General features: G+C 62.2%; 13 protein-coding genes. 3 read left to right on the top strand and 10 right to left on the bottom strand.

Going from position 1 to position 15,090, the window contains the following annotated elements; all coding sequences use genetic code 11:
* Window positions 1-31 precede the first annotated feature (31 nt).
* The 9 genes from BLR94_RS17030 to BLR94_RS16990 all read right to left on the bottom strand — a co-directional run bounded on the left by BLR94_RS17030 (window position 32) and on the right by BLR94_RS16990 (window position 11,926).
* Window positions 32-1,384: a CitMHS family transporter gene (locus BLR94_RS17030; RefSeq protein ID WP_084307308.1), complete on the bottom strand. Its 1,353-nt coding sequence runs from the start codon at window positions 1,382-1,384 to the stop codon at window positions 32-34.
* A gap of 57 nt (window positions 1,385-1,441) precedes the next feature.
* Window positions 1,442-2,185 (bottom strand): acetoacetyl-CoA reductase, encoded by a 744-nt coding sequence (gene phbB / locus BLR94_RS17025; protein WP_084307309.1) that lies wholly within the window; start codon window positions 2,183-2,185, stop codon window positions 1,442-1,444.
* Window positions 2,186-2,633: 448 nt separating this feature from the next.
* Window positions 2,634-3,374 (bottom strand): ABC transporter substrate-binding protein, encoded by a 741-nt coding sequence (locus BLR94_RS17020; RefSeq protein ID WP_084307310.1) that lies wholly within the window; start codon window positions 3,372-3,374, stop codon window positions 2,634-2,636.
* Window positions 3,371-4,693: an MFS transporter gene (locus BLR94_RS17015; protein WP_244158212.1), complete on the bottom strand. Its 1,323-nt coding sequence runs from the start codon at window positions 4,691-4,693 to the stop codon at window positions 3,371-3,373. The genes BLR94_RS17020 and BLR94_RS17015 overlap by 4 nt, the downstream gene beginning before the upstream one ends.
* A 118-nt stretch (window positions 4,694-4,811) precedes the next feature.
* Window positions 4,812-5,864: a lactonase family protein gene (locus BLR94_RS17010; RefSeq protein ID WP_084307312.1), complete on the bottom strand. Its 1,053-nt coding sequence runs from the start codon at window positions 5,862-5,864 to the stop codon at window positions 4,812-4,814.
* Between the two features lie 23 nt (window positions 5,865-5,887).
* The gene (gene acnA / locus BLR94_RS17005; RefSeq protein ID WP_084307313.1) at window positions 5,888-8,572 is read right to left on the bottom strand and encodes an aconitate hydratase AcnA; all 2,685 of its coding nucleotides are present in this window, start codon (window positions 8,570-8,572) and stop codon (window positions 5,888-5,890) included.
* Window positions 8,573-8,714: 142 nt separating this feature from the next.
* Entirely contained in the window at window positions 8,715-9,602 is an 888-nt protein-coding gene (locus tag BLR94_RS17000; protein WP_084307314.1) for a LysR family transcriptional regulator, read from the bottom strand.
* A 184-nt stretch (window positions 9,603-9,786) separates the two neighbouring features.
* Entirely contained in the window at window positions 9,787-10,284 is a 498-nt protein-coding gene (locus BLR94_RS16995; protein WP_084307315.1) for a DUF934 domain-containing protein, read from the bottom strand.
* Window positions 10,268-11,926 (bottom strand): nitrite/sulfite reductase, encoded by a 1,659-nt coding sequence (locus BLR94_RS16990; RefSeq protein ID WP_084307316.1) that lies wholly within the window; start codon window positions 11,924-11,926, stop codon window positions 10,268-10,270. The genes BLR94_RS16995 and BLR94_RS16990 overlap by 17 nt, the downstream gene beginning before the upstream one ends.
* Window positions 11,927-12,463: 537 nt before the next feature.
* On the opposite strand from BLR94_RS16990, the gene BLR94_RS16985 reads away from it, so the two are divergent.
* The 3 genes from BLR94_RS16985 to BLR94_RS16975 all read left to right on the top strand — a co-directional run bounded on the left by BLR94_RS16985 (window position 12,464) and on the right by BLR94_RS16975 (window position 14,613).
* Window positions 12,464-13,390, top strand: a complete 927-nt coding sequence (locus BLR94_RS16985; RefSeq protein WP_084307317.1) for a ZIP family metal transporter — start codon at window positions 12,464-12,466, stop codon at window positions 13,388-13,390.
* Between the two features lie 105 nt (window positions 13,391-13,495).
* A complete protein-coding gene (locus tag BLR94_RS16980; protein ID WP_167359771.1) occupies window positions 13,496-14,272 on the top strand; it encodes a substrate-binding periplasmic protein in 777 nt (258 codons plus the stop codon).
* Window positions 14,273-14,310: 38 nt separating this feature from the next.
* Window positions 14,311-14,613: a DUF1883 domain-containing protein gene (locus BLR94_RS16975; RefSeq protein ID WP_084307319.1), complete on the top strand. Its 303-nt coding sequence runs from the start codon at window positions 14,311-14,313 to the stop codon at window positions 14,611-14,613.
* Between the two features lie 38 nt (window positions 14,614-14,651).
* Here the strand turns inward: BLR94_RS16975 and BLR94_RS16970 are convergent, their stop codons facing one another.
* Window positions 14,652-15,071 (bottom strand): hypothetical protein, encoded by a 420-nt coding sequence (locus BLR94_RS16970; protein ID WP_084307320.1) that lies wholly within the window; start codon window positions 15,069-15,071, stop codon window positions 14,652-14,654.
* Between the last annotated feature and the right edge of the window lie 19 nt (window positions 15,072-15,090).

Here is a 15,090-nt window from a genome sequence, read left to right as displayed (position 1 = left end):
GGCGCTGGGCTACCGGCCTGAGACTGTCGGCTCAAGGTGCCACTGAGTAGAGTGGAAACAGTCCCAGCAACATCGACGAGAGCATGATCAGCAGTGACAGCGCCAGTGACCACTTGAAGGTGTACTTCTGGTGGTCGCTGAACTCCACTCCGGCCAGGCCCACAAGCAGATAGGTGGAGGCCACCAGCGGGCTCAGCAGATGCACGGGCTGACCGACCATCGATGCGCGGCCGATTTCGGCCGCGGATATGCCGTAGACCTCTGCCGCCTGGGCGAGTACCGGCAGCACACCGTAGTAGAAGGCGTCGTTGGACATGAAGAACGTGCCGGGAATGCTCAGCAGTGCCGTGATTGGCGCCAGGTAAGCGCCCCAGCTTTCCGGAAGCGCCCACAGCAGCGTGTCCGACATGGCTTTCACCATCCCGGTACCAGATAGAATTCCTGCGAAGATGCCTGCCGCCAGGAAGATCGCGATCTGATTGAGCGCGGTCGGTGCATGGGCAGCGATGCGTCGCCGCTGATCGTCTATGCCCGGGTAGTTGATGACCAGGGCGATGGAAAACGCCAGCATGAACAGGATCGGCAGGGGCAACAGCTCGATCACCAGGCAGGTCATGAGCGTCAGCGTCAGCACCGCGTTCAACCAGAACATCTTCGGGCGCCGCAACTCTGCGTTTTCAGCGCTAAGCGTGAGCAGGTCCGACATGTCCTCGTCGGTTCCCTGTACGTAGCGACCATTGCCACTCACCGGCATCACCGGCATCTTCAAGGTTCCCAGACGGCGACGCTCCTGCATGCCCAGATAGAACGCCAGCAGAACCACGCCGCCAAAGCTGATGATCATCGACGGGATCAAGGGCAGGAACAGGTCCGTGGTCTCCACCTGCAGGGCTGCCGCCGCGCGCGCCAGTGGCCCGCCCCAGGGCAGCAGATTGGTCACGCTGGCCGCCAGTATCACCACGCAGGGCAGGATCAGTGGGTTGAGCCCCAGCCGCCTGAACAATGGAAGCATGGCCGTCAGAGTGATCATGTAGGTGGTCGAACCATCGCCGTCGAGCGAGACCATGCCGGCGAGCAGCGTGGCGAATACCACGGCCTTGGCGGGATCGCCCTTGATCAGGCGGATGAAGGTTCTGATGATCGGGTCGAACAGACCTGTATCGAACATCATGCCGAAATACAGGATGGCGAACATGACCATGACGGCCGTTGGCGCAACCTTGCGCAGGCCCTCGATCATCATGGTACCCATGTCACCGGTGAAACCGGCCAGCATGGCGAAAACGATGGGGATGATGGTCATGGCCACCAGTGGTGCGAGGCGCTTGGTCATGATCAATGTCATGAAGACCACGATCATGCCGTAGCCGAAGAACGACAGCATTGCTATCTCCTGATCAGTATTATTCTTGTAAGGCAATCGAAGCGTGACGCGCAGGCGTCACGTCATGTGCAAGCCACCATTGATCGCGAAGTCCGCACCGGTGGCGAACGAGGATTCGTCCGACGCCAGCCAGGCGCACATCGCCGCTACTTCTTCCGGTTTGCCGAGGCGTTTCATGGGAATGTCTTCGACGATCCTGTCCATCAGTTGGGTATGGGTGATGGAGATGAGGCGTTCCGTGCCGATGTAGCCAGGGGAAACCGTGTTGACAGTGACGCCCCGCTGAGCGACTTCCCTGGCCAGTGCCCGAGTGAAGCCGCGAATGGAGGACTTGGCGGTGGCGTAGTTGACCTGACCGACATGGCCGAGCTGGGCATTCACCGTGGAGATATTGATGATCCGCCCCCAGCGCCGCGAAACCATGCCGTCGACCACTTGCTTGGTGACGTTGAACAGCGAATTCAGGTTGGTATCGATGACGGTTTCCCAGTCACCGGGGCTCATGTCGCGGAATACCACGTTGCAGGCGGTACCCGCATTGTTGACCAGCACGTCGATCGGGCCGACGTCCTTGCGAACCTTGTCGAAGGCTTCCACCGTGGAGCTCCAGTCCGCGACATTGCCTTCGCAGGCGATGAACGCGAAGCCCAGTTTGCTGTTCTTCTTCAGCCACTGGTCCTTGATCGGCGAATCCGGGCCGCAGCCCGCGACCACAACGAAGCCGTCCTTGTAGAGTCTCTGGCAGACGGCGGTGCCGATACCGCCCATCCCTCCGGTTACGAACGCGATACGTTTGGACATGGGGAGTCCTCCTGGTTAATTTCAGGTGCATTGGGCGAGTGCGTGCATGGGGCTTACCGCGAGCTGCGTCTGGCAGTTCGGCTAAGCCAATGTCGAGGTATCAGCGGGGGGCGCGAGAGGCACCATCAAAATGCCTGGAGGGCCGGGGAGGGAGGCGTGTTAACGGGTGCATCAGGTTTTTCGCGGGCATGTGCAGGTTCTCTTGTTTTTCTAGAAACCGTTCGAGCTTTCATCCTAAAGCGCCCGCCAGGACCTTTGAATTGATCATTGGGTAAAGAAGCTTTCTCCAGATGAGAACGCTCCTGCATTGCGCGTCGAGGCTCGCCCGTGTGCATTTACAGGGCACAGGGCGCTGCGCCGCCATGTGCAGAGCGACGGCAATCAGGCCTGACGGTTGTCCTGCGCACCGAAGGACGACGCCTCGGATCAGGCGATGCGTCGCCTGTGGTCATTGCTCGCCAAGCGCGGGGCCTACGCGTACATTCTGCTGGCCACTGGTATGTAACGCCTCGGCGACGAAACCGCTGCGAATGCGCTCCTCGAGGAACTCGCGCACGTAGCGCACCCCGGCGTCACGGCCCTTGGGTACCGCCATGGCCTGGCGGATCTCGGTGAAGCTGTCTGCCAGCACGCGATAGCCAGGGTTGCGTGCGGCGAAATCTTCCAATGGCTGGCGTACGCCGGCGGCAGCGTCCAGGCGCTGCTCCAGGAACCAGTCCACTGCAGCGGCCGATGTCGGCGCACGTACCAGTTCCGCGGCATCCAGGGTGCGGGTCAGGAACAGGTCGTAGGCTGCGCCCTTGCCCACGGCCAGGCGCAGGCCTGGGCGATCCAGTTCGGCGACGGTCTGGAACGGGCTGTCGTCGCGGACCAGGTAGGTGCCCTCGATGATCACGTAGGGGTGGCTGAAGTCTATTTCTGCGGCCCGCACTGGCTCGATGGCCAGGAACGCCAGATCCCAGCGTGACTCACCAAGGGCGGCGAAGACCTTGCCGGCGGCATCGAAGGTGACGAATTCGACTCCGACGTTCAGTTGCTCGGCCAAGGCCTTGGCCAGGGCCGTGGACGCACCGGCTGGTTGTCCGTCGGCACCACGCTGGGCCAGAACCGGATTGCCATAATTGATGGCGGCGCGCAGTACGCCGGTTGGCGCCAGGTCGGCCAGGATGCTCGGATCAAGGGTACTCATGGGTGCTCCTCTATGGTGGTCGGGGCATTACGCTCGGCGTCGTCGCCGTCGTTGATACGCATCAGCAGCGTCATGCCGAAGGCTATCGCCAGCAGCGCACTGAGGGACAGCAAGCCCATGGATGCGCTGTGGGTGGAGTCTTTGATCATACCGATCATGAACGGCCCGACGAAGCCGCCGAGATTACCGATCGAGTTGATCACCGCAATGGACACGGCGGCGGTGGAGCGGCTGAGAAACAATGTGGGCAGCGCCCAGAACGGCGACTTGAAACTGTACAGACCGGCGAGTGCCAGGCTGATCATGGCGATCGAGACGATGGGCTCACTGACCATGCCGGCGCCGACCATGGCGGCGGTGGCGACCGCCAGCGCAATGGCCGAGTGCAGTTTGCGTTCACCGTGGCGGTCGGAGCTGCGTGACCAGCCGATCATCATGATGGTGGCGAAGATGTACGGCACCATGGCGATCAGGCCGATCTGAGTGTGGCTCAGCGAGGCGGAGAAACCCTTGATGATCTGCGGCATCCAGTAGCCGACCCCGAGGCTGCCGCACTGGTACGCGAAGTAGATGAACGACAGATACAGCACCTTGGGATTGGTCATGGCCTTGACCACGCCGAAGTGCTTGACGTTCTTGTGCGACTGGCGATCGCGCTGCAGCTCATCCAGCAGCCATTGGCGCTCGTCATCCTTGAGCCATGTGGCCTGCTCCGGCCTGTCGGTCAGGTAGAAGTAGCAGGCCAGGCCAAGAAATACCGCGGGGATGCCCTCCAGAAACAGCATCCAGCGCCAGCCACTCCAACCCAGCCAGTGAACGTTGTCCATGATCCAGGTGCTCAGAGGCGCACCGATGATGTAGGACACGGGAATGGCCGCGGTGAACAGGGCAACCGTGGTGGCCAGCTCCTTGGAACGAAACCAGTAAGTCAGGTAGACGATGATCCCTGGAAAGAACCCTGCCTCGGCGACCCCCAGCAGAAAGCGCAGTACATACAGCTGCGCGGCGGTCTGGGCGAAGGCCGTCGCGGCGGCGATCAGGCCCCAGGTCAGCAGGATGCGGGCGATCCACACCCGGGCGCCATAGCGATTGAGCAGGACGTTGCTGGGCACTTCGAACAAGAAGTAGCCAATGAAGAAGATGCCGGAAATGAAGCCGAAGGCTTCTGCAGAAAGCGTCAGCTCGGCGTTCATCTGCAGCGCGGCGTAACCGATGTTGGCGCGATCGAGGTAGGAAACGATATAGAGCAGGAATACGAAGGGAATGATGCGCAGGGTGACCTTGCGCACCACGGCTTTTTCATAACCTGGCTTTTCCATGGACATAGGGCCTCACTGGGCCGCTCGGAGGCGACCTGCATTGTTGTTGTCGAGGAGTGGTTGGCGCCGCCTGTCGTGCGCTTGGGTCACCTGCCTGGCGGTGGCAGGTGCATGTCTCTCAGGGGGAGAAAACCATGCAGACCGGGCTGCCGCTGCTGGTCTGGAAGCCGGTCGGTAGCAAGGTGCCTCGCTGTCGGTCCACGGCGAAGCTGACGATGCTGTGGCTGTCCTCGTTGAGCGCGAAGAGGTAGCGACCATTGGGTGAGAGGGTGAAGAAGCGGGGGGTGCGGCCTCCGCTCTCGGCCGCCTCGACGAAACTCAGCAGGCCGCTTTGCGCTTCGATGGCGAAGACCGCAATGCTGTCGTAACCGCGATTCGAGGCATACACGAAGCGTCCTTCGGCATCGACCTGAATCCCTGCAGCGCGACTGTCGCCGGTGTAACTCGCCGGCAATGACGAGAGGATCTGCTGTGGGCTGAGCCCAGCGGTTTGCGCATCGTAAGCATAGGTGGTAACCGTCGAGTCCAGCTCGTTGACCACATAGGCGACATCGCCGCGCGGATGGAAGGCGATATGGCGTGGCCCGGCGGTCTCTCGTGTGCTGACGGATGCCGCACTGGCTTCGCTCAGGCGCCCGGCGTGAAAGCGGAAGGCGAATACCTTGTTCAGGCCCTTGTCCGGCACGATGATGTGACGGCCGCTCGTATCGAACAGGTTGAAGTGCGGCTTGGCATGTGGCTGCTCGATGCGGTGCGGGCCAGGCTCGCCGCTCACTTCCTGCAATTGACTCAGCGGCGCCAGGCTGCCGTCTGCCTCGATCGGTAGCACGGCCAGGCTGGCACCAATATGGTTGGTGACGATCAGGTGTCGGCCAGTCGGGTCGAGCGCGAGGTGCACCGGATTCCTGCCCCGGGTGCTCTGGCTATTGAGGAAACCAAGCTCACCGCTGCGTTTGTCCACGCGAAAGGCGCTGACATCGCTTTGGTCGCCGTGCACCGCATAGAGCACATCACCACTGCGATCGAGGGCGAGGAACGATGGATTGATCAGCCCGGCGAGCAGTTGCACGAGCTCCAGGGTGCCGTTTTCCTGATCCACGGCATAGACGCTGATGCCCTCACCACGTGCATTTCGCTCACGGGTGGTGCGGCTACCGACATAGGCGGACATGGGATTCTCCGAGGTCATGATGGTCAGGCGCTGGCGCTGACAGCGCAGCGGCCGAGCATTTTGCGCACCACGTAGGGAAGGATGCCACCCTGGGTCAGATAGGTGAGTTCCTGGCGCGAGTCGAGTTTGAGATGCACCTCGATGCGCTGCTCCGGCTGGCCGGCGCGTTCGATGCGCAGGGCAATCGTATTGAGGCCGACATGCAGGTCATCGAGACCATCGAAGGTCAGTCGCTCATGGCCCTCGAGGTGCAGATCCTCGGTGCTGCTGCCCTCGGCGAAGGTCAGCGGCAGAATACCCATGCCGATCAGGTTGCTGCGGTGGATACGCTCGAAGCTGCGCGCCACCACGGCCCGTACCCCCAGCAGGGCCTGCGCCTTGGCAGCCCAGTCGCGACTCGAGCCTGCGCCGTAGTTGATGCCGCCGAACACCACCAGCGCGGTGCCTTGGGCCAGGTAGCTGGCGGATGCCTCGTAGACCGGAAGCACTTGCTCGCCATCGGCCGTCCAGGCCCAGGCGCCCAGACCAGGCTGTTCACCGAGCAGCAGGTTGCGCACCGATCGATTGGAAAAGGCGCCACGCAACATGACTTCATGGTTGCTGCGGCGGGTCGAGTATTGGTTCAGGTCGATCGGATCTTCCCCGTGTTCGATCAGCCACTGTCCGGCCAGGCTATCGCGCGGGATGGCCCCGGCAGGCGAGATATGGTCGGTGGTGACGTTGTCACCGAGTACCATGAGAATCCGTGCCTGGGCGATGGCAAGGGTCTTTGGCGGTTCGGCTTCGATGGCTTCCAGATAGCGCGGCCGACGCAGGTACGTCGATGCCGGGTCCCAGGTAAACTGCACGCTGCCCGCGGCGCCCAGGGCCTGCCAGTGGTGGGTGCCGTCCCATAGGGTCTTCAGGCGTTCGGCGAAGAACTCCGGGCGCACCACTTGGCGTGCGAGTTCGGCAACCTGTTCATCGCTCGGCATCAGGTCGCTGAGGTAGATGTCGCGCCCCCTGCCATCTTTCGCCAGCGGCTGGTTGACCAGGTCGACGTGGATATCGCCAGCGATGGCGTAGGCGACGACCAGTGCTGGCGAGGCGAGGTAACCCGCTGGCACCTTGGGATTGACCCGACCTTCGAAATTGCGGTTGCCCGACAGCACGGCGACCCCCTTGAGGCCCTGCTCGGCGAATGCCTCCACGTGTGGCTCGAGGTTGCCGGAGTTGCCAATACAGGTCATGCAGCCGAAACCGGCCAGATCGAACCCCAGAGCCGAGTAGTCGTCCAGCAACTGTGCTTCACGCAGGTAGTCGGCGACCACCTGGGAGCCGGGAGATAGTGAGGTCTTCACCCAGGGTTTGCGCGCGAGCCCCAGGCGGCGGGCGTTGCGCGCCAGTAAACCGGCCTGGATCATTTGTGCCGGGTTGGCGGTATTGGTGCAGCTGGTGATCGCCGCGATCACCACTGCGCCATGGCCCAGCGCTTCGCCGAAGCTGGTTTCCACGAAGCGCTCCGGGGCGCTGCTGGCTATCAACCGACTGCCCAGCACGTGCTGATCGAAGGACTGTCCAGCCTGTGCCAGCGGCTGTCGCTGGTGAGGCTGATGGGGACCGGCCACACTCGGTTCGAGGCTGGCCAGGTCCAGCTCGATGATCTCGGCGAAAACAGGCTCAGGTGCCTCCGAACGCCGCCACAGATGCTGTGTCTCCATGTAGCGCTCGGCCTTGGCGCGTAGTGCCACCGGGCGCCCGGAGAGCTCCAGATAACGGCAGGTTTCATCGTCGAAGGGGAAGAACACCACGGTGGCACCATATTCCGGGGCCATGTTCGCCACGGTGCCGCGGGTGGCCCAGGTCAGGTTGTCCAGGCCGGGTCCGCAGAACTCCACGAACTTGCCGACTACCTTGCGCTTGCGCAGGATCTCGGCAACGTACAGCGACAGATCGGTGCCGGTCACGCCAGGCCGCAGAGCGTTGCTCACACGAATGCCGATGACTTCCGGAAAACTGATCGGCACGGGCTCACCCAGCATCGCCGCCTGACCTTCGAGGCCGCCGACGCCCCAGCCGAGAATACCCACGGCGTTGATCATCGGTGTGTGGCTGTCGGTGGCCACCATGTCGTCCGGGTGCAGCAGGCGCTCGCCGTTCGGGCCCTGGCTTTCCCAGACGACCTGGGCCATGGCCTCCATGTTCATCTGGTGAATGATGCCGGTGCCTGGCGGAATGACCTTGAAGTTATCGAGGCTCTTCTGTGCCCACTTGATGAACTGGTAGCGCTCGCCATTGCGGCGGAAGTCGATATCCAGATTGGCCTCCACCGCATCGGCGTCGGCGTAGTGCTCGACGATCACCGAGTGATCGATGGCCAGCACCGCAGGGATGACCGGATTGACCTGTTGCGGGTCACCACCCAGTTCCGCGACACGATCACGCATGCCGGCGAAATCGGCCAATGCCGGCAGGCAGGTGGTGTCATGGAACATCAGCCGATTCGGAAAGAAGGGTGCCTCACAAACCGGCCCCCGGCCGGTGGCGCACAGCAGTACCGGCTCGAGGGCATCTGGCGAGCAGCGTGCGACGTTTTCCAGCAGCAGGCGAATGGAGTAGGGCAGGCGTTGCAGCGCGGATGGCGTCAGCAGCTTGTTCAGGTCGACATAGGTAAAACGCTCACCAGCGATGTTCAGCTGGCTGAAGTACGGCTTGGCATTGACGGTCATGGGGCTCTCGTTCTTGTTCTGGGCATCGATAGCCCTCGATGCGCCCATCCTATGGCCATCGCGAAAGCAGGAAAATTGACGATTCGCCAAGCAAGCGTTCTCGAAAGGAGAATGCTCCTTCAGATCTGACGCGCTTACGGTTTCAGTGACTCTGCTCCAAGTACTCGACCAGCGCCCTGACCGTGGGTGACAGCAGATCCGAACTGCGCACCCCGATAACCAGGCTGCGCCTTGCCCAGGGTTCGTCGAGTAGCGTCATCTGCAGCTTCAGGGGGCGCAGGTACTGCTGGATAGCCGCCTTGGGCAGGATGGCAATGCCAACCTTGGCGCCGACCAGGCGACACATGCATTCGAAGCTGCTGACCCGTACCCGGACGCGCATCTCCCGGCCGCTCTCGATCTGCTGCTGAGCGAACAGGGTGTGTAGCGAGCTGTCCAGGTGGGGGCCGATGAACTCGTGCTCCAGGGCATCGACGAAGCTGATCTTGGTGCGTTCGGCGATGACATGATCGCGGGGTGTCACCACGACCAGTTGATCCTGTCGATAAGGTCGGGTTTCCAGACCCGGGGCGCGGGTGTGTTCGGCGAAGATGCCCAGGTCCGCACGACCTTCGACGACGGCGCGCACCACCGCCGTTCCCACCCGTTCTTCGATATCGAAGTTGATCAACGGGTAGCTGGCCAGAAAGCGCTCCAGATCCGTCGGCAGGAACTGGGCAAGCACCGAGGTGATGGCATGGATGCGGATATGGCCCTTTACCCCGGCAGAATAACTGGCCAGTTCTTCGTCCATCTGGCCGAGTACCAGGCGCAGTTCGCGAGCGTAGTGCAGCACCGATTGGCCAGCTGGCGTCAGGTCGACACCGCGGGCATAACGCAGTAGCAGTGCCGAACCGACCTGTTCTTCGAGTTCGGCGATGCGCTTGCTGACGGCGGATACCGCCAGGTGCAGACGCTCTGCGGCGCGCGTGAGGTTGCGCTCCTCGGCGACGGCGATGAACACATCCATGGTGATCAGGTCATAGCGCATCGGTATCAGGCATCCACTGTTCGGAAAAAGGCGTCGAGCTTAACGGCCTCGCCGTTTGGCTTGTCAAGTTTGCGTGCCACGGCAGGGGCAGAAGGCTTGCCCGGGGGCTGCGCTCGAAGGCCGCCGAGCCAGGAGGAAATGCGCATGCAGAAAAAAGCCCCGCCGATTGGCGGGGCTTCTGGTTTCAGGCACGGCGCCTGAACAAAGGTACCGGCTGGTCGCTGGAGGCCTGATAGACCTCGGCGAACTCCTCGAAGGCTTTCAGCGCGTCTTCGGGGTCCTTGTCTTCGCGCAGGGCAAAGGCATCGAAGCCACAGCGCTTGAGCGCCCACAGCTGGTCACGCAGCACATCGCCAATGGCGCGCAGCTCACCCTTGAAGCCGTAGCGGGTGCGCAACAGGTAGGCGGACGAGGAGTGGCGTCCGTCGGTGAAGGCCGGAAAGTTCAGCGCGATGAGCTGAAAATCGTCCAGCGAGTCGACGATGGACTCGATCTCTTCCTCGGCATCCAGCCACACACCCAGGCCGCCATCGCGCGCTTTCAGCGCGTTGCCATGCTCCAGCCAGAGTGCCAGCGGGACGATCAGGTCGTCGCAGTTGGACAGCTCTTCGAAGGTGGTTTCCTTCGGCAGCAGGTGCCAGCTTTCGTCGACGATCTGGCCGTTCTTAATGATTCGCTGCATATACGCGCTCCTTGAACGGGGCGACACCGATACGGCGGAAGGTGTCGAGGAAGCTCTCTTCTTCGGTACGTTGTTCGACGTAGACGTTGACGATCTTGTCGATCACGTCCGGCATGTCGTCCTGAGCGAAGGACGGGCCGAGGATCTGCGCCAGGCTGGCGTCGCGCCCGGCGCTGCCGCCGAGCGACACCTGGTAGAACTCCTGGCCTTTCTTGTCCACGCCGAGAATGCCGATGTGGCCCACGTGGTGGTGGCCGCAGGCATTCATGCAACCGGAGATGTTCAGGTCGATGTTGCCGATGTCGAACAGGTAGTCGAGGTTGTCGAAGCGACGCTGGATGGCTTCGGCGACCGGAATCGACTTGGCGTTGGCCAGGGAACAGAAGTCGCCACCCGGGCAGCAGATGATGTCGGTCAGCAAGCCCACGTTCGGCGTGGCGAAACCCTGCTCGCGCAGTTCGCCCCACAGGGTGAACAACTGCTGCTGCTCGACGTCCGCGAGGATGATGTTCTGGTTATGGCTGTTGCGCACCTCACCGAAGCTGTAACGGTCGGCCAGCTCGGCGATGGCGTCGAGCTGCTTGTCGGTCACGTCGCCCGGCGCTACACCAGTCGGCTTGAGCGACAGCGTTACGGCGACGTAACCCGGCTTCTTGTGCGCGAAGGTGTTGCGCTCGCGCCAGCGGGCGAAGCCTGGATGCTCGGCGTCGTGGCCGGCGAGGAGGGCGTGCTGATCCTGCAGCGTCTTGTAGGCCGGGTCGACGAAGTGAGCGGCGACGCGCGCCACCTCTTCATCGGTGAGGGTGGTCGGGCCGTCCTTGAGGTGCGCCCACTCGGCGTTCACCCGTTCGGCGAACACTTCCGGGGTCAGCGCCTTGACCAGGATCTTGATGCGCGCCTTGTACTTGTTGTCACGACGGCCATAGCGGTTGTACACACGCAGGATGGCGTCGAGATAGGAGAGCAGATGCTTCCACGGCAGGAATTCGTTGATGAAGCTGCCAACGATAGGGGTACGCCCGAGGCCGCCGCCTACCGCTACGCGGAAGCCCAGCTCACCGGCTTCGTTATTCACCGCTTCCAGGCCGATGTCGTGCACTTCGATGGCCGCACGGTCACTGGTCGAGCCATTGACGGCGATCTTGAACTTGCGCGGCAGGTGGCTGAACTCGGGATGGAAGGTCGACCACTGACGGATGATCTCGCACCACGGGCGCGGATCGATCAGCTCGTCCTTGGCGACACCGGCGAACTGGTCGGTGGTGGTGTTGCGGATGCAGTTGCCGCTGGTCTGGATCGCGTGCATCTGCACGGTAGCCAGCTCGGCGAGAATTTCAGGCACGTCTTCCAGCTCCGGCCAGTTGAACTGGACGTTCTGACGGGTGCTGATGTGGGCATAGCCCTTGTCGTAATCGCGGGCGATCTGTGCCAGCTTACGCACCTGCGTGGACGACAGCAGGCCGTAGGGAACGGCGACGCGCAGCATGGGCGCGAAACGCTGAATGTACAGACCGTTCTGCAAGCGCAACGGACGGAATTCTTCACCGCTCAGTTCGCCACTGAGATACCGGCGGGTTTGATCGCGGAACTGCTTGACGCGGTCCTCGACGATTTGTTGGTCGTACTGGTCGTAAACGTACATGGAGAATCCTGTTATCAGGCTGCTTGCCAGATCAGTGAAAGGCTACTGCGCGCAGCTATGCGGTATGGAACTCGGCACCGAGGTGGTTAATCGCTCGTCCACTGGTTTGGTTCCTGGCTAGCCGTCGCTTGCGACGTTCTCGATGACCTGTTACAGCAAATCTGCGCGCACGGCCGCGCACTCCAGGCGGAGCCGAGGGAAGATACCAGTTCAGGTTTATGCGCAAAAGTGAAGTTTTAATATATGAAAAGAACTTTTGGTGCTAAGCGTGCAGGCATGCATAACTGGTGCTGGGCAGGCGTGCCGGGAAGGTGCCCGGGAATGCTGGTCAAGGTGGTGCGCCACTCGGGAATGGTTCGCAAGCACTCGTCGAAACAAGCACTTGCAGAGCCGTGAACAGCCGCACAGGAGCCGTGCCAAGGCTGCACGCTGCGTCGCTGTGCAGCGTTAAGATGAAACGCTGCGGATCATCGGGCTGTCGCAATCTATTGGGTACCCAATCAACATCTATGCGCTCCATTCTATCCAAGGGGTCACATGCAAACGCTTCCAATGCCCACCAGTTTTTCCCAGGCTTGGCGTGCTCAGGCACGGGCATCGCCCTGGGTCGCTAGCGGCCTGGCGATTGCCCTGCTGGTCGTGCTCTGGTTGCTGATAAGCAGTCTTTTCAACGTATTCCACGATGGCCACCCGGAGCGCGTTCGCCACGCGCTGTACGGTGGCGGTGCGGGGTTCGCGGCGACTGCGCTCGGTGCCTGCACGGCCCTGGCGCTCGGCACCATCAGGGTGAGAACCCAGGACAGCCTGCTCGGCTTCGCCGCCGGCATGATGCTCGCTGCCAGTTGCTTCTCGCTGATCCTCCCCGGCCTGGAGGCCGCCGAGCGTATCACCGGCAGCGGCATGCTCGGTGCCGCGACCGTAGTCGTCGGGCTCGCCCTTGGCGTGCTGCTGATGCTCGGCCTCGATCATTTCACCCCACACGAGCACGAGAGTACCGGGCCGCTGGGGCCGCAGAGCGAACGCCTGAACAGGGTATGGCTATTCGTGTTCGCCATCACCCTGCACAACCTGCCGGAGGGCATGGCCGTGGGCGTCGGCTTCGCTGCGGACGACATGAAGGTGGGTATCCCCCTGGCGACCGCCATCGCCATTCAAGACATCCCCGAAGGACTGGCCGTCGCGCTGGCGCTGAGGACCACCGGTCTGTCGGCGCTGCAGGCTGTATTGATCGCTGTGGCCAGCGGGCTGATGGAGCCACTTGGCGCCCTGGTCGGCGTCGGCATGTCCAGCAGCTATGCGCTGGCCTATCCCATTGGCCTTGGCCTGGCAGCGGGCGCCATGTTGTTCGTGGTTTCCCATGAAATCATTCCGGAAACCCACCGCAACGGCCATCAGACACCGGCGACGCTCGGGCTGATGGGAGGATTCGCGGTGATGATGTTCTTGGATACGGCACTGGGCTGATTGGCGTTTTTCCGCACCTGATGCACACTGCAAGGGCCTGTCGAAGACATCGGCAGGGCCATGAGGGATCGGATAGGGAATTCGCATGTGCGGATAAATGATGTCATGGCCCGCAGCCGTCGAGCTGGCTGCGCGTTCCTGCTTGCCGGCTCGCTCTGCGCTGCGGGCGGTGTGAACGCTGAGGCGCTGAACGTGTACGTCGGCCAGGGGCAGATGCCATTCGCCGACGGCACGGTTGCCAGGGCCGGGCTGTTCGGCGATCTGATGCAGGAGTTGTGCGTGCGCATTGAGCAACAGTGCGTTTTTCGCAGCGTGCCCTGGCGCAGGGTATTGAGCGAGGCGAGCGGCGACGAGCATGGCATCGTGCTGAACCTGGGGCATACCGCCGAGCGTGACGGCGATTTTGTCTGGCTGCTCGACGTGCTGCCCACGCCTTATGTGCTGGCCAGCGTCAACCAGTCGTTCGACAGCCTGGCCGACGCATTGGAGGCAGGGCCGGTGGCGGTCATGGGGGGAACCCCAAGGGCCGATGATGCCAATGCCATTCGCACTGGCGAACAGCGAGTGGTCGAAGTCACCGATCCCGAGCAGGCCGCGCAGTTGCTGCATAGCGGGCGCGTGGTCGCCTGGTACGAAATCGATTTGCGCGTGCTTTATCTGTGGCGTGAGCTGGGCTACCAGATGCCATTGTCATTCGGCAAGCCGCTCAGCTCTACACGCAGTCACATCGCCGCAAGCCTCAACCTCGACGATGTGCCGGGCCTGCGCCAGCGAATGAGCGACGCCTTTGCCGAAATGCACAGCGATGGCAGCTGGCAGCGCATAATGGCGAGCTATGTGGGGCGGCAACGGTCGCGGGCTTTGCTGTCGGACGATTGGTGAGTCATGCTGTCGCCTGAAAATACCGCGTGGAGCGCCTGATGAAGTACATACACCAGCGCGAGCACCTCAACGAAGATGATCTGGTCGTCATCGAATGCTCGCAACCCTGCAATATCCGCCTGATGAGCGACGCGAACTTTCGCAGCTTCAAGAATGGCGGCCGGCATACCTATCACGGCGGTGCTTTCGATAAATTCCCGGCAAAAATCACCGTGCCCAGCAGCGGCTTCTGGAACATCACCCTCGATACCGTGACCCGCAAGGCGATCAGCGTCACCCGCAAGCCGACGTTGAAGCATTCCATCAAGATCGTGCGCCGCTCGTCTTCCGATCTGTCCTGATACCGCCCGGTCTCGCCATGCAGCCTGCCGGCGAGGCCCTAGATCACGCTGGTATTGAACCCTTCCTCGATAAGCAGCTCACCCGTGGCAGGCGTGAAGCTGCAGATCACTTCCAGGCCGAGATAATCAGCAGGCTCTTCAGGGCCTTTTTCCAGACAGCGAATCTGGATCCACAGCAGGTAGTCGCCGTCATCGCGGTAGCCTTCGAAGGTCTGCGAGCCGATGTAGTACTGGCCCGAAAGCCGACGGCGGCAGGGGAATTGCGTCTCGTCGTCAAAGCACTGCTGGGGATCGTTGACGAATCCATCGATCTGCGCCTCCAGGCTGGCATGGATCTGCGTCAGCAAGGGTTGGAAAGCTCGTTGACTGGCCTCGCCGTCGTCGCCGATGTAGTCGGTGACGTGGCGTGCATGATCGGGAGCCCAGTGCGGCGGGTCGATGCGGGTCATCTTCAGCACGTGAGGAATCTCCTCGGGT

The sequence above is a fragment of the Phytopseudomonas flavescens genome (assembly GCF_900100535.1).
Lineage (GTDB): Bacteria > Pseudomonadota > Gammaproteobacteria > Pseudomonadales > Pseudomonadaceae > Aquipseudomonas > Aquipseudomonas flavescens.
The sequence above is the reverse complement of the archived record's forward strand: the minus strand, read 5'-3'. Positions and strand labels throughout refer to the sequence as shown.